This is a genomic window from Streptomyces sp. NPDC003011 (assembly GCF_053591515.1).
The window spans coordinates 126004-149701 of record NZ_JBSFTY010000002.1 but is presented as its reverse complement, the minus strand read 5'-3'; the positions used below and the strand labels follow the sequence as shown (position 1 = coordinate 149701).

The 23698-nt window shown below is 70.8% G+C and carries 21 protein-coding genes; 10 read left to right on the top strand and 11 right to left on the bottom strand.

Annotation, left to right across the window (positions count from 1 at the left end; all coding sequences use genetic code 11):
* The first annotated feature begins 63 nt into the window (after positions 1 to 63).
* The 3 genes from ACWD0J_RS02035 to ybaK are packed head-to-tail and all read left to right on the top strand — an operon-like array spanning position 64 to position 2379.
* On the top strand, positions 64 to 1086 hold the full coding sequence (locus ACWD0J_RS02035; RefSeq protein WP_451493766.1) for a hypothetical protein: 1023 nt from the start codon (positions 64 to 66) through the stop codon (positions 1084 to 1086).
* Positions 1087 to 1097: 11 nt separating this feature from the next.
* Positions 1098 to 1838: an LON peptidase substrate-binding domain-containing protein gene (locus tag ACWD0J_RS02030; protein WP_451493765.1), complete on the top strand. Its 741-nt coding sequence runs from the start codon at positions 1098 to 1100 to the stop codon at positions 1836 to 1838.
* A gap of 37 nt (positions 1839 to 1875) precedes the next feature.
* Positions 1876 to 2379 (top strand): Cys-tRNA(Pro) deacylase, encoded by a 504-nt coding sequence (gene ybaK / locus ACWD0J_RS02025; RefSeq protein WP_451493764.1) that lies wholly within the window; start codon positions 1876 to 1878, stop codon positions 2377 to 2379.
* Between the two features lie 146 nt (positions 2380 to 2525).
* Here the strand turns inward: ybaK and ACWD0J_RS02020 are convergent, their stop codons facing one another.
* The 4 genes from ACWD0J_RS02020 to ACWD0J_RS02005 all read right to left on the bottom strand — a co-directional run bounded on the left by ACWD0J_RS02020 (position 2526) and on the right by ACWD0J_RS02005 (position 6487).
* Positions 2526 to 3230 (bottom strand): AAA family ATPase, encoded by a 705-nt coding sequence (locus tag ACWD0J_RS02020; RefSeq protein WP_451493763.1) that lies wholly within the window; start codon positions 3228 to 3230, stop codon positions 2526 to 2528.
* A gap of 34 nt (positions 3231 to 3264) precedes the next feature.
* Positions 3265 to 4086, bottom strand: coding sequence for an ABC transporter permease (locus ACWD0J_RS02015; RefSeq protein ID WP_451493762.1), 822 nt, complete (start codon positions 4084 to 4086; stop codon positions 3265 to 3267).
* A gap of 82 nt (positions 4087 to 4168) precedes the next feature.
* Positions 4169 to 5143 (bottom strand): ABC transporter ATP-binding protein, encoded by a 975-nt coding sequence (locus tag ACWD0J_RS02010; protein ID WP_451493852.1) that lies wholly within the window; start codon positions 5141 to 5143, stop codon positions 4169 to 4171.
* A 123-nt stretch (positions 5144 to 5266) separates the two neighbouring features.
* Positions 5267 to 6487 carry an NYN domain-containing protein gene (locus tag ACWD0J_RS02005; RefSeq protein ID WP_451493761.1) on the bottom strand — a complete coding sequence of 407 codons (1221 nt, stop codon included), beginning with the start codon at positions 6485 to 6487 and terminating at the stop codon, positions 5267 to 5269.
* A gap of 241 nt (positions 6488 to 6728) precedes the next feature.
* Here ACWD0J_RS02005 and ACWD0J_RS02000 point away from each other — a divergent pair, with 241 nt between their 5' ends.
* Positions 6729 to 6890: a hypothetical protein gene (locus ACWD0J_RS02000; RefSeq protein ID WP_451493760.1), complete on the top strand. Its 162-nt coding sequence runs from the start codon at positions 6729 to 6731 to the stop codon at positions 6888 to 6890.
* A gap of 113 nt (positions 6891 to 7003) precedes the next feature.
* Here the strand turns inward: ACWD0J_RS02000 and dnaE are convergent, their stop codons facing one another.
* Positions 7004 to 10543, bottom strand: coding sequence for a DNA polymerase III subunit alpha (dnaE, locus tag ACWD0J_RS01995; RefSeq protein WP_451493759.1), 3540 nt, complete (start codon positions 10541 to 10543; stop codon positions 7004 to 7006).
* Between the two features lie 170 nt (positions 10544 to 10713).
* Here dnaE and ACWD0J_RS01990 point away from each other — a divergent pair, with 170 nt between their 5' ends.
* The 5 genes from ACWD0J_RS01990 to ACWD0J_RS01970 all read left to right on the top strand — a co-directional run bounded on the left by ACWD0J_RS01990 (position 10714) and on the right by ACWD0J_RS01970 (position 16186).
* Positions 10714 to 12063 carry a DUF2252 domain-containing protein gene (locus tag ACWD0J_RS01990; RefSeq protein ID WP_451493758.1) on the top strand — a complete coding sequence of 450 codons (1350 nt, stop codon included), beginning with the start codon at positions 10714 to 10716 and terminating at the stop codon, positions 12061 to 12063.
* A gap of 68 nt (positions 12064 to 12131) precedes the next feature.
* Positions 12132 to 12827 carry a hypothetical protein gene (locus ACWD0J_RS01985; protein ID WP_451493757.1) on the top strand — a complete coding sequence of 232 codons (696 nt, stop codon included), beginning with the start codon at positions 12132 to 12134 and terminating at the stop codon, positions 12825 to 12827.
* Between the two features lie 95 nt (positions 12828 to 12922).
* Entirely contained in the window at positions 12923 to 13744 is an 822-nt protein-coding gene (locus ACWD0J_RS01980) for a DsbA family protein (protein ID WP_451493756.1), read from the top strand.
* 218 nt (positions 13745 to 13962) lie between these two features.
* Positions 13963 to 14316 (top strand): hypothetical protein, encoded by a 354-nt coding sequence (locus ACWD0J_RS01975; RefSeq protein ID WP_451493755.1) that lies wholly within the window; start codon positions 13963 to 13965, stop codon positions 14314 to 14316.
* 187 nt (positions 14317 to 14503) lie between these two features.
* The gene (locus ACWD0J_RS01970) at positions 14504 to 16186 is read left to right on the top strand and encodes an alkaline phosphatase D family protein (protein ID WP_451493754.1); all 1683 of its coding nucleotides are present in this window, start codon (positions 14504 to 14506) and stop codon (positions 16184 to 16186) included.
* 19 nt (positions 16187 to 16205) lie between these two features.
* Here ACWD0J_RS01970 and ACWD0J_RS01965 read toward each other — a convergent pair whose 3' ends face one another.
* On the bottom strand, positions 16206 to 16775 hold the full coding sequence (locus ACWD0J_RS01965; protein ID WP_451493753.1) for a dienelactone hydrolase family protein: 570 nt from the start codon (positions 16773 to 16775) through the stop codon (positions 16206 to 16208).
* A 119-nt stretch (positions 16776 to 16894) separates the two neighbouring features.
* Between ACWD0J_RS01965 and ACWD0J_RS01960 the strand changes: the two genes are divergently transcribed.
* Complete coding sequence (locus ACWD0J_RS01960; RefSeq protein ID WP_451493752.1) at positions 16895 to 18031, top strand: mechanosensitive ion channel family protein; 1137 nt, start codon at positions 16895 to 16897, stop codon at positions 18029 to 18031.
* Positions 18032 to 18152: 121 nt separating this feature from the next.
* Here ACWD0J_RS01960 and ACWD0J_RS01955 read toward each other — a convergent pair whose 3' ends face one another.
* From ACWD0J_RS01955 to ACWD0J_RS01935, 5 genes are all read right to left on the bottom strand, one after another.
* Complete coding sequence (locus ACWD0J_RS01955) at positions 18153 to 19739, bottom strand: Na+/H+ antiporter (RefSeq protein WP_451493751.1); 1587 nt, start codon at positions 19737 to 19739, stop codon at positions 18153 to 18155.
* A gap of 94 nt (positions 19740 to 19833) precedes the next feature.
* Positions 19834 to 20301: a GNAT family N-acetyltransferase gene (locus tag ACWD0J_RS01950; RefSeq protein ID WP_451493750.1), complete on the bottom strand. Its 468-nt coding sequence runs from the start codon at positions 20299 to 20301 to the stop codon at positions 19834 to 19836.
* Positions 20298 to 21242, bottom strand: a complete 945-nt coding sequence (locus tag ACWD0J_RS01945; RefSeq protein ID WP_451493749.1) for an RluA family pseudouridine synthase — start codon at positions 21240 to 21242, stop codon at positions 20298 to 20300. The genes ACWD0J_RS01950 and ACWD0J_RS01945 overlap by 4 nt, the downstream gene beginning before the upstream one ends.
* 63 nt (positions 21243 to 21305) lie before the next feature.
* Positions 21306 to 21917 carry a signal peptidase II gene (gene lspA, locus ACWD0J_RS01940; protein ID WP_451493748.1) on the bottom strand — a complete coding sequence of 204 codons (612 nt, stop codon included), beginning with the start codon at positions 21915 to 21917 and terminating at the stop codon, positions 21306 to 21308.
* A 70-nt stretch (positions 21918 to 21987) separates the two neighbouring features.
* The gene (locus tag ACWD0J_RS01935; RefSeq protein WP_451493747.1) at positions 21988 to 23145 is read right to left on the bottom strand and encodes a TraR/DksA family transcriptional regulator; all 1158 of its coding nucleotides are present in this window, start codon (positions 23143 to 23145) and stop codon (positions 21988 to 21990) included.
* Positions 23146 to 23698: the final 553 nt, after the last annotated feature.

Below are 23698 nucleotides of genomic sequence, written 5' to 3'. Positions count from 1 at the left end.
AGCGCGTACAACTTTCCATGACTTGCCCGATGACGCTGGCGCAGCGATCACCCGCGCCTTTCAATGGTCGACACCATGGCTCTCCTGCCCCCGTTCATCCGCGGCCCCCGGGCACCCCGGAACACCTCGTGCGCGGCCTGCGGACCGCCCGCCGACGACGAGGTGTTCCTCGACGCGCCCGACGACCGGCTCGGCCCCGCGCTGGTCGCGGCCGGAGCGGGCGTGTACGGGCCGGCCGCCGCCCTGCTCGCCGCCACCCGCACGAGCGCCGACTGGGAGAACCGCGACCGCTACGCGCGAAGACTCGCGGCCTTCGCCCGCTCGCGCGACGAGTGGTACGAGGACTGGCGCACGGCCGCCCCGCACGACCCGGACGCCCTGCTGCTGGGCGCCCAGCTCGCGGTGGAGCGCGCCTGGCCGTCACCGGCGCGGGCAGAACTGCTGCGCGAGGTGAGCCCCCTGATCACCGCCGCCGGGCACGGCGACCTGAGCGATCCGGTGCCGTGGCGGATCGCGCTGGACCACGCGCGCGGCTCGAACGCCGGGCACCGGTATTTCGGGGAGCTGTGGGAGGCCGCGGTCCGCCGGGCCCCGCACCACTACGGCTGCCATGTGGCGGCCCTGCGCTACCTCGCCGCCTCCGGGCAGGGCTCCCACCACGCGTGCTTCGACTTCGCCGAGCGGGCCGCGCAGGACGCTCCGGCCGGCTCGCTCGTCCAAGCGCTGCCGGCCCGGGCGGCCTTCTCGTACCTGACCGACGGCCACGGCCGCGACATACCGCGCGAGCGGCTGGACGCCGCCGCCGACCGGGCCATCGCGCTCTCGGCCCGTTTCCCGGCGGCCGACCCCTGGCCGGCCGAGGTCCGCAACAAGCTGATGTACGTCCTGGTACGGCTGGAACGCTGGCCGGACGCCGGGGAGCAACTGCGCCGCATCGGCCCGTACGCCACCTCCTTTCCCTGGGACCGGTTCTCGGACGACCCCCTCGGCCGGTTCCTGGAGATCCGTGACGAGATCCGCCGCAGGACCGCTCCCCGCCATCCACGGAGTGAGCACGGCGGACGTGCCCGCTCCGGCGACCATTAGGCTCTTGCGTCGTGACCACCGTGCGGCTCCCGCTCTTCCCCCTGAACTCGGTGTTGTTCCCGGGGCTCGTGCTTCCCCTCAACATCTTCGAGGAGCGCTATCGCGCCATGATGCGCGAGCTGCTGAAGACCCCCGAGGACGAACCACGCCGGTTCGCCGTCGTGACGATCCGCGACGGCCACGAGGTGGCGCAGACCGCACCCGGCATGCCGGACCCGACGGCCGTGCCCGAGCGCGGGCCGACGGCCGGCTTCGGCGAGGACCCGGTCAAGGCGTTCCACGGCATCGGCTGCGTCGCGGACGCCGCGACGATCCGGGAGCGGCCCGACGGCACCTTCGAGGTCCTGGCGACGGGTACCAGCCGGGTGCGCCTGCGGTCCGTGGACGCCTCCGGCCCGTTCCTGACCGCGGAGCTGGAGGAGCTGCCGGAGGAGCCGGGCGAGGAGGCCGGGGCGCTGGCCGAGGGTGTGCTGCGGTCCTTCCGTCAGTACCAGAAGCGTCTGGCGGGCGCCCGGGAGCGGTCCCTGTCCACCGGTGCGGAACTGCCGGACGAGCCGTCCGTGGTCTCGTACCTGGTGGCCGCCGCGATGATGCTGGACACTCCGACGAAGCAGCGCCTGCTCCAGGCCCCGGACACCGCGGCCCGGCTGCGCGAGGAACTGAAACTCCTTCGCTCGGAGACGTCGATCATCCGTAGTCTGCCGTCGTTGCCCGCGTCCGAGCTGACGCGCGGGCCGACGAGCCTCAACTGACGTACGAGTTCCGGGGAACAGGCGGGATCAGGCCGCGATGGCGAAGAAGGCGAAGCAGAAGCAGCAGGCGGGCGGCACGCCCGCGACGGCGGCCCTGATCGCGGCGGGAGTGCCGCACACGGTCCACTCCTACGATCACGACCCCTCCCACCCGTCCTACGGGGAGGAGGCGGCCGAGGCGATGGACGTCTCGCCGGAGCGGGTCTTCAAGACGCTGGTGGCCGACGTGGACGGGGCCCTGACGGTCGCGGTGGTCCCGGTGGCGGGCCGGCTGGACCTCAAGGCACTGGCGTCGGCGGCCGGCGGCAAGCGCGCCACGATGGCCGACCCGGCTCTCGCCGAACGCACCACGGGCTATGTGCGCGGCGGCATCTCCCCGCTCGGCCAGCGCAGGAAACTGCCGACCGTGCTCGACGCGTCGGCCTCAGCGCACGCCACCATCTGCGTCTCGGCGGGCCGCCGCGGCCTGGAGGTCGAGCTCTCCCCGGACGACCTGGCGAAGCTCACGGACGCGGTGCTGGCGCCCATCGGGCGTGCGTGACCCCTCGACGGCGGTCCGTTCCTCCGTTAAGCACGAGGGACATGTCGAAGAGAACGCGGAAACGCAGGTGGCGCGTCAGGAAGGCCCGCTCCAACCACGGCAGGCGCCCGGCCTAGGCCGGGCGTGACGCCAGGGCCCGGCATACGTCACGCCAGTGGGGCCCCGTACGGATCCTTCGGGACGGGGTCCTGCTGACCGGGGGCCGGCTGCTCCGGGTCCCGCGGCCCGAACAGGGCCGTCAGCCCGAGGTGCACCACCAGCGCCGCCAGCGGCCAGGCCAGCAGCGCCCCCTTGGCGTTCAGCTCCAGCGGCGCGGAGAAGGTGACTCCCTTGCCCACGGACTTCGCGTGGGCGACCACGTCCTGCGCGGGCCCGAGCCACACCCCGAGCCGCCAGGCCAGCCACGACGCCAGCAGCCCGCCGACGCCCAACGCCACCACCAGCGGCACTCCCCCGCGCCGCCGCAGCAAAAAGACGGTGAGCGCGCTCAGCGCCCCGAAGGCCAGCCCCAGCAGAGTGAACGTTCCATCGACACCGACCGCCTGCTCGCCCTCGGTGTCCTCCAGGTAGACGACCCAGCTCTTGCCGACCACGTCACCCACCAGCGGGACGTGCGGCGCCAGCCACCACCACAGCACGCCCAGCAGCACCCCGGCGACCGCCACCGCCACCGTGACCACGGCGGCCTCCCGCACTTCGGTCTTCATCCCGGGACCGTCCTGTCCGTACGTACCGTCCGCGCCGTACGACGCATCCGGCGCAGGAGCCACGTACCCGGGAGACGACCCCTGCCACGCACTGTGCGCGGGCTGTTCATGGGGCGGCGGAGGAGGAGTCAACGGTGCGGTCACCCTGACATCGTGCCAGGCGCGGCTGTGCGGCGCGTCACCGGACGGCCGCCCGGCGGTACGCCCAGGTGGCGACCGCCAGAGACACCACGCCGACACCGGCGCAGACGGCGAGATCACCGAGGACGAAGGCCCAGTCGGGGTCCGGCTCGAAGGTCCGTGCGAAGGCCTCCACGCCGTACGTCGAGGGCAGCAGATCCCGTGTGAACCGCACCGCCTCGGGCATCCGGTCCGCCGGCAGCACGCCCAGCAGCAGCGCCGCCGACATGCCGAGCTGTCCCAGCAGCGTGGCCAGTTCCGGACGCGGCGCGAGCAGCCCGAGCGCGGCCCCGAGGCCGGCGAGCGCGGCGCCCGCGAGGGGGATGACGGCCACCAGCACCCACAGGTGCGTCAGGGGAAGCCCGAACAGCACGGACCCGAAGACCGCGGTCACCACGGTCCCCGGCACGGTGAAGGAGGCGTACGCGCCCGCCGCGCCCAGCACCACCGCCGCCGGCGGCACCGGCAGCGTGGCGTAGTGGTCGAGCCCGCCGCCGGCCCGCAGCTGGCCGAAGTACTGCGCCAGCAGGTTCAGCGCGACGAAGGCGACCACCAGGACGGACGAGCCGGCCACCACCGCCTGCGCCTCGCCTCCGCCGTCCACGACTCCGCGCATCAGGATCATGATCCCGATCGACTGGAAGGTCGCCACGAACAGCAGCGGGATGCGCGCGACCCGCGCCCGGGACAGCTGCGCCCGGTACACGGCCGCCAGCGCCGGCCACAGCCGCGCGCGCGGCCCGAGCTCGGCGGCCTCCCGGACCGGCTCCTCCACGGCCAGGGCGCTGCCCGGCAGAACCTCGGCGGGTACGACACTCACCTCGTGCGGCTCCCCTCGCTCGGTTTCACTCCGGCCATCGCCCCGTCCGGTACGGATACGGCGGTCCGTGTACTCAACGTGCTCACGCCTTCACCAGTCCCTGCTGTGCCGCGCCGCCCAGCGCCAGGTACACGTCCTCCAGGCTCGGTGTGGCGAGCGTGAAGTCGTCCAGTGCGGCGAAGGCGGCCCCGCCGGTGACGGTCGCGACGACCGCGCGGGCCTCGTCCGGGGCGAGCCGCAGGGTCCAGCGGCGCCCGGACTCCACGGCCCGGTCCCGCAGCGCGGCCACCTCGGGCACGTGCAGCGGAGCCGTCTCGCGCCACACCAGGTCGACCCGCACCTCGTCGGCGACCTGCTCCTTGAGACCGGTGGGGCTGTCGCAGGCGATCACCCGCCCCCGGTCCAGGACGGCGACCCGGTCGAGGACGGTCTCGGCCTCGATGACGTTGTGGGTGACGAGCAGGACGGTCGCCCCGTGCTCGGCCCGACGCCGGTCGACGGCACCCCACACCGCGCGCCGCGCCACGGGGTCCATGCCGCTGGTCGGCTCGTCGAGCACCAGCAGCGGCCGCCGCCCCACCAGCGCGGCGGCGAAGCAGGCCAGACGGCGCTGTCCGCCGGACAGCTTCTTGATCGGCCGCCCGGCGAGCGGCGTCAGGCCCAGCTCGTCCAGTACGGCGTCCCGCTCGGCCCGCGCCTGTCCCCGCTCCAGGCCGCGCAGCCGGCCGGTGGTCTCGGCGGCGAGCGACACGGTGAGGTCGTCGAGGGCGGTGGACTCCTGCCCCAGGTAGGCGAGGATCCGCGAGGCCCGCTCCGGATGGCGCACGATGTCGTGCCCGAGGATCTCCACGCTCCCGCGGTCGGGCCGCATCAGCCCGGTCAGCTGCCGTACGAGGGTGGTCTTCCCGGCGCCGTTCGGCCCGAGCAGCCCGAAGATCTCACCGCGTCTGATGTCCAGGCGTACGTCGTCGGTGGCCGTCACCTGGGGCGTCGCGGGAACGCCGCGCCGGCCGCGTACCGCCGGATAGGTCTTGGTCAGTCCGCGCACCGCGCACACGACATCACCGCTGTGTCGAAGTGCCTGTGCCGCGCGCGTACTCACAAGGGACGAGCCTACGGGGTCCGCGGCCCCGGTCCGCTGCCGGGTCGGTCCGTGACGGGAATTCCAGCGGTAACGATCTCAGTCGGCCGCGGGGGCGTGTTCGGCCGTCGTGCGCACGTCGATCTCCCGCCAGAACCCGGCCCGGATCGCATACCGGTCGTGCTCGTCGATCTGGTCGTCCTTGTGCGCGAGCAGCCCGAAGCGGGCGGCGTACCGCAGCAGTTCCCCGTCGATACGGTGCGGAATGCGGGGATACATACCGGACAGCTTCCGCAGCTGGCCCTGGTCTCCGAGCCGCTCCGTCCACCGGCGTGCGAAGACCTGCCCCACCTCGAACGGATCCCCGCCGACCGTGGTGATGTCCTCCTCCCGGTCGGCCCACCGCTGCTCGGCCGTGGTCACCTGGGCGAGCGTCGGCATCGAGGCGGCCTCGGGAGGCTCGGCGGCGCCACCGGGCCGGTCGACCCAGCCTTTGTCGGAGGACCAGCGCAGGGTCGCGGTCGTGGGCGGCGGGGCGGGCTGGACGCCCGGGGCACGCAGCGCTGCCAGGTCCTTCGGGGTGGGCACGCCCTTGGGCGCGGGCACCCGCTCCTGCGTGCCGTTCGGCGAGGCGTCGGCCGCCGTGGTGTGCTCGTCCGCCTCGGCGGACCGCTCGTCCGACCGGGTGGGCGCGGACTCGGGCAGCGGGGCCGACAGGATCGCGGCGATCTCGGGGCGCGGCACGGGCGGCGGCGCGCAGATCCCGCCGAACTCCTTGGGGCGTACGGCCTTGGTGATCCACGCGCGGTCGAGCACCCGCCGCTCGTCGGCCTCGGCGACCAGGTCCTCGGACTGGTTGTAGTCCCCGTCGGCGGCCTGCACGGCCCACAGGTGGACGGCGACTCCGTGCTCCTTGGCGGCCATCATGCCCGGCAGCAGGTCCCCGTCGCCGGTGACCAGGACGACGTCGGAGCAGGCGCGGTTGCGGGCCAGTTCGGTCAGTTCGGCGTGCATGGCGGCGTCCACGCCCTTCTGGGCCCAGCGTCCGTCGCTGCGGGTCAGGGCGCCGAGCCGGACGGTGACCCGGGGCATCACGCGCAGCCTGCGGTGCTCGGGCTGCGGGACGCGGTCGGGGGCGCCGTCGAACCAGTAGATGCGCAGCAGCGGCCGTTCCGTGTCGAACTCGGCGCGTTCACGCAGCCCTTGGATGAGGGCGCTGTGGTCGACGGTGATCCGGGATCGCGACGGTTCCCCGGCGAGGAGACTGGCGGCGGCCCCCAGCAGATACCCGGCGTCCACCAGGACGATGCAGCGGTCCACACGACTCACCTTCTTCCCGGGAGGCTTGCTTCGGGCTTGCTTCGAGTCTGCCCGACCGCGCGGGGGTTAACGGCCGGAACTCGATCTTCGGCGTGGCGTTTCGGGGCGGCGCACGCCGACGAACCCTGTCACAGACGGTAATGATCCGACATGCGTTCTTTGTCAGCCTATGTGAATCTGGTCGCGGCCCAGGGCTGAACCGAAAGACAGGCCCGAGATCCCCCACAGGAGGCAGATCACCATGGCCAAGAACAAGAACCGTGACCGCAAGCAGCCGGCCGAGCGCGCTCCGCAGACCGCCCAGCAGCCGTCGATGGAGCCCCAGGACGAGCAGCGCTCCACCCAGGTGACTCCCGGCGACATGGCCCGCAAGGGCCGTGGGAAGCGCTTCGGTCACAACTGACCTCTGCGTGACGGGCCGTCGCAGCCCAGGCACACACCGAGGGGCGCATCCGGTACCGGATGCGCCCCTCGCGCACGTCAAGATCCCGCCGTGATCCTGCTGTCAGCCCGCCGTCAGCCCGCCAGGCAGGACGGACCCAGCAGCACCTTCAGGTCGCCGAAGAGCGCCGGGTCGGGCTTCACCCGGTGCCGGTCCAGGCGCAGCACGGTCGTCTTGCGCGGGCCCTGGAGCTTGATCCGGACCTCGCTCTCGCCCTTGTGGTGGCTGAGGATCTCGCCGAGGCGGCTGACCATCGGCGGGGTGACCCGGGTGGCCGGGATGGTGAGGATCACGGGCGCGTTGGTGCCCGCGTTCGACAGGTCGGGCACCTGGAGTTCCATGGCGACCAGGCGGGGCACGTCCTCCCGCTTGTCGAGGCGTCCCTTCACGAACACCACGGCGTCCTCGACGAGCTGGGTGGACACCAGCTGGTAGGTCGCCGGGAAGAACATGCACTCGATGGAACCGGCGAGGTCCTCGACGGTGGCGATGGCCCAGGCGTTGCCCTGCTTGGTCATCTTGCGCTGCAGGCCGGAGATGATCCCGCCGATGGTCACCACCGCCCCGTCGGAGTGCTCACCTCCGGTGAGCTGGGCGATGCCCGCGTCCGCCTTGTCGGACAGCACGTGCTCCAGGCCGAACAGCGGATGGTCGGAGACGTACAGGCCGAGCATCTCCCGCTCCTGCGCGAGCAGATACGTCTTCTCCCACTCCTCGGTGGTGAACTCCACGTCGAGGCCGAAGCCGGGCTCGGTGCTCTGTTCCTCGCCCATGCCGCCGAAGAGGTCGAACTGGCCCTCGGCCTCCTTGCGCTTGACCGCGACGACGTTGTCGATCATCGGCTCGTACTGCGCGGTGAGCCCCTTGCGGGTGTGCCCCATGGAGTCGAAGGCGCCGGCCTTGATCAGCGATTCCGTGGTCCGCTTGTTGCAGACGACCGCCTCGACCTTGTCGAGGTAGTCGGGGAAGGAGGTGTACTTCCCCTTCGTCTTGCGGCTCTTGATGATCGACTCGACGACGTTGGTGCCGACGTTGCGGACGGCCGAGAGGCCGAAGAGGATTACGTCGTCGCCCTGTGCGGCGAAGTTCGACTCGGACTCGTTGACGTTCGGCGGCAGCACCTTGATGCCCATGCGCCGGCACTCGTTGAGGTAGACGGCCGACTTGTCCTTGTCGTCCTTGACCGAGGTGAGCAGCGCGGCCATGTACTCGGCGGGGTAGTTCGCCTTCAGGTACGCGGTCCAGTACGAGACCAGTCCGTACGCGGCCGAGTGGGCCTTGTTGAACGCGTATCCGGCGAAGGGGACCAGCACGTCCCACAGGGCCTGGATGGCCTCGTCGCTGTAGCCGTTCTTCTTGGCGCCGGCCTGGAAGATGGTGAAGTTCTTCGCCAGCTCGTCGGGCTTCTTCTTGCCCATCACGCGGCGCAGGATGTCGGCCTCGCCGAGTGAGTACCCGGCGATGATCTGGGCGGCCTTCTGGACCTGCTCCTGGTAGACGATCAGGCCGTAGGTGACCGCCAGGACCTCTTCGAGCGGCTCCTCCAGCTCCTTGTGGATCGGCGTGATCTCCTGGCGGCCGTTCTTGCGCTCCGCGTAGTTGATGTGCGAGTTCATGCCCATCGGACCCGGCCGGTACAGGGCCGAGACGGCGGAGATGTCCTCGAAGTTGTCGGGCTGCATCTGGCGCAGCAGCGAGCGCATCGGGCCGCCGTCGAACTGGAAGACACCGAGGGTGTCACCGCGGCAGAGCAGTTCGAAGGTCGTGGGGTCGTCCAGCGGGAGCGCGAGCATCTCCAGGTCGATGCCCTTGTTGGCCTTCACCATCTTGATGGCGTCGTCCATGATCGTGAGGTTGCGCAGGCCCAGGAAGTCCATCTTCAGCAGGCCCAGCGACTCGCACTGCGGGTAGTCCCACTGGGTGATGGTCACGCCGTCGGTGTGCCGCACCCAGATGGGGGCGTGGTCGACGATGGGTTCGCTGGACATGATCACGCCGGCCGCGTGCACACCCATCTGCCGGACCAGGCCCTCGACGCCCTTGGCGGTGTCGATGACCTTCTTCACGTCCGGCTCGTTCTCGTACATCGCGCGGATCTCGGCCGCCTCGCTGTAGCGGGGGTGCGAGGGGTCGGTGATGCCGTTCAGGTCGATGCCCTTGCCCAGGACGTCGGCGGGCATCGCCTTGGTGAGGCGGTCACCCATCGCGTACGGGTAGCCCAGGACGCGCGCGGAGTCCTTGATGGCGTTCTTCGCCTTGATCTTGCCGTAGGTGCCGATCATGGCGACCTTGTCGGCGCCGTACTTCTCGGTCACGTACCTGATCACCTCGACGCGCCGACGCTCGTCGAAGTCGATGTCGACGTCGGGCATGGAGACGCGCTCGGGGTTGAGGAACCGCTCGAAGATCAGACCGTGCGGGATCGGGTCGAGGTCGGTGATGCCCATGGCGTACGCGACGATCGAGCCGGCGGCGGAGCCTCGGCCGGGGCCGACCGCGATGCCGTTGTTCTTGGCCCACATGATGAAGTCGGCGACGACGAGGAAGTAGCCCGGGAACCCCATCTGGATGATGACGTCCATCTCGTACTCGACCTGCTTCTGGCGGTCCTCGGGGATGCCGCCCGGGAAGCGGCGCTCCATGCCCCGGCGGACCTCCTCCTTGAACCAGCTGACCTCGGTGTAGCCCTCGGGGATGTCGAACTTCGGCATGAGGTTCTTCGCCTCGAACATGCCTGTCGTGTCGATCTGCTCGGCCACCAGGAGGGTGTTGGCGCAGCCCTCCTGCCAGGCGTCCGAGGAGTCGATGGCGTACATCTCCTCCGTGGACTTCAGGTAGTAGCCGGTCCCGTCGAAGCGGAAGCGGTCCGGGTCCGAGAGGTTCTTGCCGGTCTGGATGCACAGCAGCGCGTCGTGCGCGGTCGCCTCGTGCGCGTACGTGTAGTGCGAGTCGTTGGTGACCAGCGGCGGGATGCCGAGCTTCTTGCCGATGTCCAGCAGGCCCTCACGCACCCGGCGTTCGATCTCGATGCCGTGGTCCATCAGCTCCAGGAAGTAGCGGTCCTTGCCGAAGATGTCCTGGTACTCGGCCGCCGACTTCAGCGCCTCGTCGAACTGGCCGAGGCGCAGCCGGGTCTGGAGCTCGCCGGAGGGACAGCCGGTGGAGGCGATGAGCCCCTCGGACCACTGGGAGATGGTCTCCTTGTCCATCCGGGGCCACTTCTGCAGCCAGCCCTCCGCGTACGCGTCCGAGGAGAGCTTGAAGAGGTTGTGCAGGCCCGTCTTGTCGGCCGCCCAGATCGTCTTGTGGGTGTAACCGCCGGAACCGGACACGTCGTCGCGCTTCTGGTGCGGCTGGCCCCACTGGATCTTGCGCTTGTTGCGCCGCGACTCGGGGGCGACATACGCCTCGATCCCGATGATCGGGGTGACTCCGGCCTTCTGCGCCGAGTGGAAGAAGTCGTACGCGCCGTGCAGGTTGCCGTGGTCGGACATCGCGATGTGCGTCATGCCCATCTCGTTGCACGCGTCGAACATGTCCTTCAGCCGCGCGGCACCGTCCAGCAGCGAGTACTGGGTGTGGACGTGCAGGTGCGTGAACGGCGGCTTTGACACGGCTCGGCCTCCAAGGGAAACACTCGACGACAGGCTGCGGGCAGTCTGGGGGGACAGCGTCGAAGTCTATGCCTCGCCACTGACACTCCGCGGGCACTCCCACGTACCTTCGGGCGTTGGAGACGGCAGAGACGCTGTCGTACACGCACTGCACCAGGAGGCACCCCGCGATGTCGGTTCCGCAGCTCGACGACGAGCACCGCGGCGAGGAGATCCTCGCCGTCTTCGACACCGCCTTCGGCCAGCTCCTGGCCGCCGACCCGGCCGCGTTCCACGTGAAGTTCCGCAAGATGGCGGCCTCGGCCTTCGCCTTCTACCGGGGTGCGGCGAGCCTCTTCTACCACGACCTGACGGCACATGACGGCTCCGGGCCGCAGCGGGGCGGCCCGTACCTGGACGAGCGCACCTCGCGCGTGTGGATCCACGGCGACCTGCACGCCGAGAACTTCGGCACGTACATGGACTCCCAGGGCCGCCTGATCTTCAACGTCAACGACTTCGACGAGGCGTACGTCGGCCCCTTCACCTGGGACCTCAAGCGCTTCTCCGCCTCCATCGCCCTCATCGCGTACGCCAAGGCGCTCAGCGACGACCAGATCACCGAGCTGGTGCGGGTGTACGCGGGCGCGTACCGCGAGCGGATCCACGCGCTGGCCACCGGCGCCAAGAACGACGAGGTGCCGCCCTTCACCCTGGACACGGCCGACGGCCCCCTGCTGGGCGCGCTGCGCGTCGCCCGCTCCCTCACCCGCTTCGGCCTGCTCGACTCGATGACGGAGATCCGTGACTTCGAGCGCCGGTTCGCCGCGGGCGGCGGCTCCATCGAGCTGGACGCGGCCACCCGCTACAAGGTCCTCGCCGCCTTCGACGGCTACCTGGAGACGCTGCCGGAGACGTCGCTGGCCCGCCCGGACTCGTACCGCGTGAAGGACGTCGTCGGCCGCCGCGGCATCGGCATCGGGTCGGCCGGTCTGCCGTCGTACAACATCCTCCTGGAGGGCCACAGCGACGCCCTGGAGAACGATGTCGTGATCTACATCAAGCAGGCCCAGACCCCGGCCGTCTCCCGCCACATCACCGACCCGGCGATCCGGGACTACTTCCAGCACGAGGGCCACCGCACGGTGATCTCCCAGCGCGCCCTCCAGGCGCACGCCGACCCGTGGCTGGGCTGGACGGAACTGGACGGCGCGGGCCAGCTGGTCGCGGAGGTCTCGCCGTACGCCGTGGACCTCGACTGGGGCGACATCGACGACCCGGAGGAGATCGCGGCGGTCGTCGCCGACCTGGGCCGGGCCACCGCCACGATGCACGCGGCGGCGGACGACCAGTCCGGCGAGTCCCTGGTGCCGTTCTCCACCGAGCGGGCCATCGACGCGGCGATCGCGGCGGACTCCGACGACGGCGCCGGCCTGGCGGACCTGCTGGTCGACTTCGCGCACGGCTACGGCGCACGCGCGCGTGCCGACCACCAGATCTTCGTGGACCTGTTCCGCAACGGCCGGATTCCGGGTCTGTGACGGAGAGGCCACGCACAGGGATCCTTTAGGGGCCTCTTACAGGCTCACGTGACAGACTCTCCTCCGCCATGGACATATCCGGGACTCACCTCAGAGCCGTTCGCGCGGCACTGTTCACGGCACTCGTCGTGACGCTCAGCAGCGCGTCGCACGTGCTGCTGTCCCGGGTGCCGCTGCCGCTGAACACGGTGGCGGTGATCGCCGCCGTCGTGTTCCTCGTCGCCTACGCGCTGGCCGGCCGGGAGCGCGGCTTCGGCCGGATCGCCGCCCTGCTGATCCCGCTGGAGCTGGCCGCCGACACCGTGTTCACCGCCGGCCAGCACGTCTGCTACGGCGCGGCCGGCGGCCCGGTCACCGGCCCCCTGCGCTCCGTCGGCTTCGACCTGCTGTGCGGTGACGGCACCGGCGTGGGCGCCCCGCTGGCCCGGGTGACGGGCGCCGGCCCCGACCGGGTCGCGGGGCTGCTCGCCCACGCCGACCCGGCGACCGCCTGGCTGCTGCTCGGCGCGCACGTCGGCGTCGGCCTCCTCGCCGCCGCCTGGCTGCGCCGCGGTGAGCGGGCGCTGGCCCAGCTGGTGCGGGCGGTGACCGCGACCACGTTCCGGCCGCTGCTGCTGGCGTTCACGGCCCTGGTGACCGGGCGTCCGAGCCCGCCGGCCCGCCGCCTGCCACGCCCGGTCCGCCGTCCGGCCGCCGTGCACCTCCGCTTTCTCACGCACTCCCTGGGACGGCGTGGACCGCCGTACTCGCCCGCCTTCGCGTGAACTGTGCGCGCGTGAACGGCAGCTGAGCATTGCCCGCCCACCCCTTATACGCATCTTGCACACGACGTGTGCGCGTCCCCACGGAGATCACCAACATGAGCAAGCGCAACAGCCAGGTGGCTAAGACGGCGGCCCGCGAGCGGCTGCGCGCCGAGCGTGAGCGCGAGGCCAAACGGGCCAAGATCAAGCGGCAGACCATCGCCACCTGCTCCCTCGTCGGCGTCCTGGCGATAGCCGGCGGCATCGGTTACGCGGTCATGCAGGGCAACAAGCCCGGCCACTGGGAGGCCGTGAAGGACGACAAGCTCGTCAAGCCGGCCAACACCGGCGGCGAGAACGGCACGACCGTCACCATCGGCAAGGACAGCGCCAAGAAGACCCTCACGATGTACGAGGACCCGCGCTGCCCCATCTGCGCCCAGTTCGAGCAGATCGTCGGACCGACCGTCGACAAGGACGTCGAGGACGGCAAGTACAAGGTCCAGTACGTGGGCGCCACCTTCCTCGACGACAAGCTCGGCGGCGAGGGCTCGAAGAACGCGGTGAGCGCTCTCGGCGCCGCCCTCGACGTCAGTCCCGAGGCCTTCCTCGCGTACAAGACCGCGCTGTACTCGGCGAAGTACCACCCCGAGGAGACCGACGACAAGTTCAAGGACGACTCCTACCTGATCGAGGTGGCGGACACGGTCTCCGCTCTGAAGAACAACACGAAATTCCAGACCGCCGTGAAGAACGGCACCTACGACAAGTGGGCGCTCCTCATGAGCGAGAAGTTCGACACGGACAGCGAGAAGTTCAGCATCCAGGGAACTCCGTCGCTCGTGATGGACGGCAAGCTCGTCAACGGCAGCAACGGCGGTGTCCCCATGACCGTGGCCGACTTCGAAACCGCAATCGCTTCAGCACTCAAGGGCTGATCACCCGGAATGCCCCGGACCGTGGAACCGGTCCGGGGCATTCCGTTTTTCTCGGCACTTCATCTGGGAAGTTCACAAAGCACCAAATCCCCCACATTCACCTTGGGAGCCGAAACGATCAAGCCAAAGGTGAATCCGAAAACATGCCGTTTACATCCAGCGCTCGAGCGAGGTAACGTTCACGCCGCACCGACGCAGAACGAGTTGCAGGAGGAAAGATGAAATTCAAGAAAGCCCTGGTGTCGATTGCCGCCACGACGGCGGCAATCGGGGGCATCACCGCAGGTGGGGTCACGTCGGCCAGCGCGGCCACCTATGACTGCGGGAGCACCGGCACCAACAATTCCAATGGCGAGCTCAAAGTCGTGGTGGGGCATTTACGGAACGGCCCGTTCGCGTCGTGCGCGCAGACCCAGTCCGTGGTGCCTGGCACCGCGTTCCACGCTTGGTGCGGGGTCTACAACACGTCCGGGAACTTCTGGGTCTACGGGCGTGTGGGAAGCGGCCAGACCAAGGGCTGGATCTTCTCCGAGAACCTGTCCCTGTCGTCCGGGTCGGTAAACATCTGCTGACTCGGCCTTTTTCCTGACAGCCCGTCAGTTCGCGGGCGGGGGACGGCGGGCGTCGCGGCGGGAGGCCGGCCGCGACACCCGCCGCTCCGGGCCTCGGAGGTCGGCGCCCGACGCGCAGCCGAAGAGCGGGCGAACTTCTTTCCGATTCGCCCGCTCTCTGACGTACTGATCAGTAATCTGCTTGTCCGTGACCAGTCGATACAGATCATCACCGAGCGCCGACGTCCCGTCCCAGCGCCCCGACTCCCTTTCTCCGCGCCGCCGTACGGTCGTCAAGGCCGCGGCGGCGACCGCTGTGCTGGCCGGCCCGCTCGGCGCCGCGCTCCCGGCCCGTGCCGCCGCCGAGACACCGGCCTTCCTGCACGGCCTCGCCTCCGGTGACCCGCTGCCCGACGGCATCCTGCTGTGGACCCGGGTGACACCCACCGCCGAGGCGATACCCGGCTCCGGGCTCGGCCCGGACACCCCGGTCGACTGGGTCGTCGCCACCGACAAGGCGCTGACCAGCATCGTCGCCAAGGGCTCGGTCACCGCCACCGCCGCCTTCGACCACACCGTGAAGGCGGACGTGCGCGGCCTGGCGCCCGCCACCGACTACTGGTTCCGCTTCTCCGCCGGGGGCACCGACTCCCCCGTCGCCCGCACCCGCACCGCGCCCGCCCACGACGCGAGCGTCGCCGGCCTCCGCTTCGGGGTGGTCTCCTGCGCCAACTGGGAAGCCGGCCACTTCTCGGCGTACCGCCATCTCGCGGCCCGCGGCGACCTGGACGCCTGGCTGCACCTGGGCGACTACGTCTACGAGTACGGCACCGGTGAGTACGGCACCCGCGACACCGTCGTACGGCCGCACGCGCCCGCCCACGAGATCCTCACGCTCGCCGACTACCGTGTCCGGCACGGCCGTTACAAGACCGACCCCGACCTGCGGGCCCTGCACGCCGCCGCCCCGGTGATCGCGATCTGGGACGACCACGAGTTCGCCAACGACGCCTGGTCGGGCGGCGCGGAGAACCACACCGAGGGCGCCGAGGGCGCCTGGTCCGCCCGCCAGGCCGCCGCGAAACAGGCCTACTTCGAGTGGATGCCGGTGCGCACGGCGGTCGCGGGCACCACTTACCGGCGGCTGCGCTTCGGCAAGCTCGCCGACCTCTCGCTGCTCGACCTGCGGTCCTTCCGCTCGCAGCAGGCCGCCGTCGGCAACGGCTCGGTCGACGACCCGGACCGTACGCTCACCGGCCGCGCCCAGCTCGACTGGCTGAAGGCGGGGCTGAAGTCCTCCGACACCAGCTGGCGGCTGGTCGGCAACTCGGTGATGATCTCGCCGTTCGCGATCGGGTCGCTCACCGCGGATCTCCTGGAGCCGCTCGCCGAGCTGCTGGGCCTGCCGAAGGAGGGCCTCGCCCTGAACACCGACCAGTGGGACGGCTACACGGACGACCGCCGGGAACTGCTGGCCCACCTGCGCGCGAACGCCATCCGCAACACCGTGTTCCTGACCGGCGACATCCACATGGCGTGGGCCAACGACGTGCCGGTGAACGCCGGTACCTACCCGCTGTCCGCCTCGGCCGCCACCGAGTTCGTCGTCACGTCGGTGACCTCCGACAACCTCGACGACCTCGTGAAGGCACCCGAGGGCACGATCTCCGCGATCGCCGCGCCGGTCATCAAGGCCGCCAACCGGCACGTCCACTGGGTCGACACCGACCGCCACGGCTACGGCGTCCTGGACATCACCGCCGACCGGGCGCAGATGGACTACTACGTCCTGTCCGACCGCACCAAGCCCGGCGCGACCTCCTCCTGGGCCCGTTCGTACCGCACGCGCTCCGGCACGCAGAAGGTGGAGCGGACGTACGACCCCGTGTAGCCGCCGGCGACCGGCCCGGCTACAGGCTGTCGAGGAAGCCGAGGACCACCCGCCAGGTGGCCTCGGCGGCCTCCTCGTCGTAGTCGGGCAGTGCGGGGTCGGTGTACAGGTGGCCGGCCCCGGCGTACCGGTAGATCTCGACGTCGGCGCCCGCTCTGCGCATCTGGAGATACCAGGCGCTCAGCCAGTCGTCGGTCTCGAAGGGGTCCGGCTCGGCGACGTGCAGCTGGACCGGCAGGCCGTCCACGGACACGTTCGGCGCGAGGTCCGACGTGCCGTGCAGAAGCAGCAGACCGCGGGCCTTCTCGTCGCCCAGGGCGAGGGTCTGCGCGACGGAGGCGCCGAGCGAGAAACCGGCGTACACCAGCCCGCGTTCCGAGTAGGGCGCGGCGGCCAGGACGGCCCGCCTGAGCAACTCGTCCTTGCCGGTCTCCTGGTTGAAGGCCATGCCCTCCTCGACCGTGTCGAACGTGCGCCCCTCGAAGAGGTCCGGCGTCCACACCTCGTGCCCGGCGGCGCGCAACCGGTCCGCCGCAGCGCCCACGGCAGGCCTCGGGCCGTAGGTCGAATGGAAAAGCATGATGTTCATGAGGCCATGGTGCCAGCCGGGTACGACACCACCGATCCCGGCGCGGGAGCACCGCCCTACCCACAGGGCGTCGGAAGTCACATGTTCATGAACGCCCGGGTCCGGTTACGTTCGGAGGCATGGAGAACATACTCCGCCCACTGATCGTGGTCGGCGGGTCGGTCCTGCTCACGCTGCTCATCGGCTGGGCCACCGACCTGCTGCTGCGCAAGGCCGACGGACGACATCACGAAACCCCGATGTGGGGCCTGCTGCGCCGGGGCCGCATCCCCTACCAGCTCGTTCTGTGCGCGGCCATGCTGAGAGGGGCCTACGACGAGGCCCAGCTGCTGGAGCGGCACGAGGTCGCGATCGGGCGGACGCTCTCGCTCGTCCTCATCGGAGCCGCCGCCTGGCTGGTGATCCGGATCGCCGCCGCGATCGTGGAGACGTCGTACAGCCGCTACGCGCGCGCCCACCGCGACCCGGCCCGGGTACGCCGGGTACGCACCCAGGTGACGCTGATCATGCGGGTGGTCGCCGCGGTCGTCGGAGTGGTGGCGGTGGCGGCGATGCTGCTGACGTTCCCGGCGATGCGCGCGGCGGGCGCCTCCCTGCTGGCCTCGGCCGGCATCCTCGGCATCGTCGCCGGTGTGGCCGCCCAGTCGACGCTCAGCAACATGTTCGCGGGGCTGCAGATCGCGTTCGGCGACATGGTGCGCATCGGTGACACGGTCGTGGTGGACGGCGAGTGGGGCACGGTCGAGGAGATCACGCTGACCTTCCTGACCGTCCGGACCTGGGACGAACGCCGGATCACGATGCCCGTCTCGTACTTCACGTCCAAGCCGTTCGAGAACTGGTCACGCGGCACTCCGCAGATGACCGGCATCATCTACTGGCACCTCGACCACATGGCCCCCATGGACGCGATGCGCGAGAAGCTCCGCGACATCCTGCGCGAGTGCCCGGCCTGGGACGGCCGCGCCTACGGCCTGGACGTGACGGACACCACCCCGAACACCATGCAGGTACGGGCCCTGGTGACCGCCAAGGACGCGGACGACATCTGGACGGTACGGGTCACGGTCCGCGAGCGCATGATCCGCTGGCTCTCCGAGGAACACCCGTACGCCCTTCCCCGCGTCAACACGGCGGACGCGGCCCTCCCCCGCAGCCGCAGCAACGGCACCAGCAACGGCAACGGCGGTCCGCACCGGCACCGTGACGGCGTGGGCCCGCGCCGCGCCCACGAACCACCGCTGACGGGCCGCTGATCCGGGGCGGCGGCCGCGGGCCGACGGGGGGACCCGGACCCGTGGCCGCCGCCGCACCGATGCCGACACCGATCCGGACACCGACACCGGCACGACGCCCACGCCCACGCCCACGGGGCAATCACTTCAAGCTACGCACATCGAGATGCCGCAGCACCCGGTCCACCACCTCCGGGTCCGCCCCGGGTTCACTCCGCGCCGCCAGCACCTCATGCCGCGCCGCACTCAGCATCTCCCCCTGGATCCGCCGCACCCGCTTCACCCTCCGCACCCGCTGCTGATGCGCCTCCCGCCGCTCGTCCTCCGCCATGTCCGGACTGATCCGCACGCCGATCTCGAAGGCCCGCCGCATCATCTGCTCGGCCAGCTCATCCGGCAGCTCCTCCACGGCCTCGATCTCCCTCAGCCGCCGCTTCGCCGCCTTCGCCGCCCGCACCGCCAACGCCTTCTCGAACGCCTTCTCCCGGTCCGTGTCCGCCCGCACCCCGAGCCGCTTCACCAGCCACGGCAGCGTCAGCCCCTGGAGGACGAGCGTCGCCATGATGACCCCGAACGCGATGAACACGATCTCGTCCCTCCCGGGAAAGGCGGATCCGTCATCGGTCTTCAGGGGAATCGCCAGCGCCAGCGCGACCGACGCGACCCCGCGCATCCCCGACCACCACATGACGACGGTCTCCCGCCAACTGGTCGGGATGTCCTCGTCGTAGTCCCGCTTCGCATGCAGTCGCCGGGTCAGCCAGGTCGCCGGCAGCAACCACAGCAACCGCACGAACACGACCACACCCACGATCGCCGCCGCCCACCCGAGCATCTCGCCCCACCGCCCGGACGCCGTCCGGATCGCGTTGTGCAGCTCCAGCCCGATCAGCCCGAACGCCACGCCCGTGACCAGCGTGTCGACGATGTTCCAGAAGGTGTGCCCGGCCAGCCGGGTCAGCACGTCGTCCGCGTCGGTGGCGTACTCGGCGAGGAACAGCGCGGTAGTGAGCACGGCCAGCACCCCGGAGCCGTGGAACTCCTCCGCCAGCACGTAGGCGGCGTACGGCACCAGCAGCGTGAGCCCGATCTGCAAGGTGGCGTCGTCGAGCAGGGCCATCAGCCGGTTGGCGCCCCAGCCCAGCGCCAGTCCGACCGCCACCGCGACGACGGCGGACAGCACCAGGTCCAGTCCGGCCTCCCACGGCGAGAAGGTCCCGCTCACGGCCGCGGCGATCGCCACGTGGTACAGGACGATGGCCGTGACGTCGTTGAAGAGTCCCTCGCCCTCCAGGATGGACACCAGGCGGCGCGGCAGCCCGAGTTGCCCGGCGACGGCGGTCGCGGCGACCGGGTCGGGCGGCGCGACCAGCGCGCCGAGCGCGACGGCGGCGGCGATCGGCAGCCCCGGCACGATCGCGTTCGCGACGACGGCCACGCACACGGTGGTGACGAACACCAGCGCCACGGCCAGCAGGAGAATCGGCCGTACGTTGGCCGTGAACTGCCGCCAGGACGTGCGCCGGACGGCGGCGTACAGCAGCGGCGGCAACAGCAGGGGCAGGATGAGGTCCGGCGGGATGTCGACGTTCGGCACGAAGTCGGCCAGCGCCAGGACGATCCCGAAGAGCGTCATCAGCACCGGCGCCGGCAGCCGCAGCCGCTCCCCGACCGGGACACTCACCACGGCGCCGAGCAACAGCGCGAACAGCAGGGCCAACTGATCCACGGTCAGTGCTCCGGGGTCGTCTCGGCGGTCACACAGCGGACCTCAAGCCTGCCACGCCACCAAGGCCACCGGCCGATCCGCAGCTCCCGGCCGGTTACAGAACCCGCCGCATGGCCCGGTGCGGGATCCCCGCGTCCAGGAACTCCGGACCGTACGCCACGTACCCCAGCCGCTCGTAGAACCCCAACGCGTGGGTCTGCGCGTGCAGGTCCACCGCCGTGAGCCCACGCGCGCGTGCCGCGTCCTCGACGGCCCGGACCAGGGCGGCGCCCACGCCGAGCCCGCGCGCGGCCTTCGTCACCGCCAGCCGGCCGAGTGATCCCACCGCCGGGTCGCCGTCGGTCCTGGCCGCCGCGGCCTCGCCGTACAGCAGCCGCCCGGTCCCGAGCGGTACGCCGTCCTCCCGCATCGCCAGAACGTGCAGGGCGCCGGCGTCGTACGCGTCGTACTCGATGTCCTCGGGCACGCCCTGCTCACCGACGAAGACCTCCTTGCGCACCGCGAAGCAGGCTTCCCGGTCGGCGGGGTCCTCGGCGACCCGCAGCACGTACGACGGGCTCACGCGTAGGTCTCCTCGCGGACCTGGTCCAGGGCCTGCTGCAGGTCCTGGGAGTAGTCGCAGGCGAACTCCGCCCACTGCCCGTCCCCGGGGTGCTCGAAGCCGAGCCGGACGGCGTGCAGCCACTGGCGGGTCAGCCCCAGCCGCTTGGCGAGCGTCGGGTCGGCGCCGTAGGTCAGGTCGCCGACACAGGGGTGGCGGTGGGCGGCCATGTGGACGCGGATCTGGTGGGTGCGCCCCGTCTCCAGCTTCACGTCGAGCAGGGAGGCCGCGCGGAACGCCTCGATGAGGTCGTAGTGGGTGACGGAGGGCTTGCCCTCGGCGGTGACCGCCCACTTGTAGTCGTGCTGGGGATGACGGCCGATGGGCGCGTCGATGGTGCCGCTGGTCGGGTCGGGGTGGCCCTGGACGAGCGCGTGGTAGCGCTTGTCGACCGTGCGCTCCTTGAACTGGCGCTTGAGCGAGGTGTACGCGTACTCCGACTTGGCCACGACCATCAGGCCGGAGGTGCCCACGTCCAGGCGGTGCACGATGCCCTGGCGCTCGGCGGCGCCCGAGGTCGAGATGCGGTACCCGGCGGCGGCCAGCCCGCCGATGACGGTCGGCCCGGTCCAGCCGGGCGAGGGGTGGGCGGCGACACCGACCGGCTTGACGATCACGACCACGTCATCGTCGTCGTGCACGATCTCCATGCCCTCGACCGGCTCGGCGACCACCTGCACCGGCGCGGGTGCCTGCGGCATCTCGACCTCGAGCCAGGCCCCGCCGTGCACCCGCTCGGACTTACCGACCACCGAGCCGTCGACCGTGACCTTTCCCGCCGCGGCGAGCTCGGCGGCCTTCGTACGGGAGAAGCCGAACATGCGGGAGATGGCGGCGTCGACGCGCTCGCCCTCCAGGCCGTCGGGCACGGGCAGGGCTCGGATCTCGGGAATGGTGCTCACCCGTCGAGTATGCCGGACGGGCCGGGCACCCCCGCACGGAGCCTGTGGACAACCCCGCCGGGCTCAGTCCTTGTGGACGGTCCCGTCCGGGTCGAGGCCCTTGAACGACAGCAGCACGATCAGGATGCCGCCGCACACGATCGCCGAGTCGGCCAGGTTGAAGACGGCGAAGTGCTTGGGCGCGATGAAGTCGACGACCGCGCCCTTGAACACGCCCGGCGAACGGAAGATCCGGTCGGTGAGGTTGCCGAGCGCGCCACCGAGCAGCAGGCCGAGCGCGATCGCCCAGGGCACGCTGTAGAGCTTGCGCGCGAGCCGGGCGATCACCACGATCACGGCCGCCGCGATCACCGTGAAGATCACGGTGAAGGCCTCGCCGAAGCCGAAGGCGGCACCCGCGTTGCGGATGGCCTCGAACCTCAGCCAGTCCCCGATGATCTCGACGGGCGCGTGGTGTTCCAGCCTGGCGACCACGATCATCTTGCTGACCAGGTCGAGGGCGTACGCGACGGCGGCCACCGCGAACAGGACCGCGATGCGCCGCTTGCCCCTGGGCCGCGTGCCCGCGCTCTCCTGCCCGTCCGGACCGGAATCCGGACCGGACGACCGCTCCGGCTCGGCCCCCGCCCCTTCCGGGGAGTCCGGCGTACCGATGATGCGCTCCGCCTCTGCCACGTGAGTCCCTCGACCTAGGTACCTGACTGAGGACGAGGGTACGGCACGCCCACCGGCACCTCGGTACTGGTCAGTACCGGCGTTCCTGCTTCTGCTTGCACTCGACGCACAGCGTGGCCCGCGGGAAGGCCTGCATGCGCGCCTTGCCGATCGGGTTGCCGCAGTTCTCGCACAGGCCGTAGGTGCCCGCGTCGAGCCGCTCCAGGGCGCGCTCGGTCTGGACGAGCATCTCGCGCGCGTTGGCCGCGAGGGCCATCTCGTGCTCACGCGTGATGTTCTTCGTGCCGGTGTCCGCCTGGTCGTCGCCGGCACCGTCCCCGGAGTCGCGCATCAGGCCCACGAGGGACTGCTCGGAGGCGGTGATCTCGTCGCTCAGCCGCGTCGCCTCGGACTGGAGTCCGGCGCGTGCCTCCGCGGCCTCTTCCGGGGTCCACGGGTCCTCGCCGGGACGTACCGCGAGCTCGCCGGGCTCCGCCGCGGCGATGCGCGCCTTGGGTACGGCGGTCTTCCCCGCCGTGGCCGTGCCAGGGGTCTTCTTCGCAACCACCGTCGTGGCTCCCGTCTGCTTCGCGGCCTGCGCCGCGCCCGCCTTCTTGGCCGTGCTCTTCTTGGCCGTGCTCTTCTTGCCCGCAGCCGTCCTGGCTACGCTCTTCGTGGAGGCGCTCTTCGTGGGAGCGCTCCGCGTGGAGGTGCCCTCGCGGGCAGCGGTCTGCTTCTCGGCCGCCGCCTTGATGGCCGCGGTCTTCTTGGTCACGGCCTTCTCCGCCGCCGCCTGCTTCTTCCCGGCTGCCGTCTCCCTGGCCGGCGGTCTCTCCGCTCCTTCTTCCTCCGCCGCCTGCGCGGAAGGGGTCGCCTTCGAAGCGGTGACCTTCTTCGCGGTGACCTTCTTCGCAGCGGACTTCTTCCCCGCCGTTGTCACGGTGCTCTTCTTCACCGCGCCCTTCTTCGCGGCGGCCGTCTTCCCCGGTGCCGGCTTCTTCGTCGCCGCCTTCTTCGCCGCGGACTTCTCCGCCCCCCTCTCCCTGCTCTTGGCGGTCGCCTTCTTCGCGACGGTCTTCTTGCCGACCGCCTTCTTCGCCGCCGTGCCCACCGCCTTCACGGCTCCGGCCGCCCGCTCGGCAGCACCCCCCTGTGCGCTCTTCTTCCCCCCGACGTCCTTGGCCGCACCGCCGGAGGCACCCGTGGACCCGGACGCCGACTGCTGTACGGCGGTCTTCTTCGCCACCATGGCCGCGGCCCCTTCACATATTGTGATCTTGCACGCGAATCGTGCTGGGACGATAAATCGACTCCAGGCCCGCGGCAACGGGGCACACCGCCCGATTCGCCCGCCTCGCGGATGCCGCGCGGCAAACCTGCATGCGTTGTGCCCAGCTCCCCGCCCGGTAATCCGCCGCGCGAGCCGTCCCAGGGGTCCGAACAGACGCACCTCGCCATTCGGGTCACTCGGGCGCCGCCTGACGCCCGCCGCCCGGCCGCCGGAAAACCGGTCGGCCGCTGTCCTTGAGGCGCCGTACACTGGGCGGAGCGAAAAGCGTGGATGGGGACGAGTAGCGGCGTACGCAGCCCAGAGCGACCCGGGGACGGTGGAAGCCCGGGGGCGAGCGCGACGTGAAGATCACCCCGGAGCCGCCGGAAGAAAGCCGCAGCCGAACGGCAGCGGCCGGTAGAACCGGCATCGCGACCCCAATGAGGGGGCTCACCAGTGCGTACGGCGCACCGGCGGGCCAAGGAGGGTGGTACCGCGGGAGCGCGCCGAAAACGGCGCAGGGCATGACACA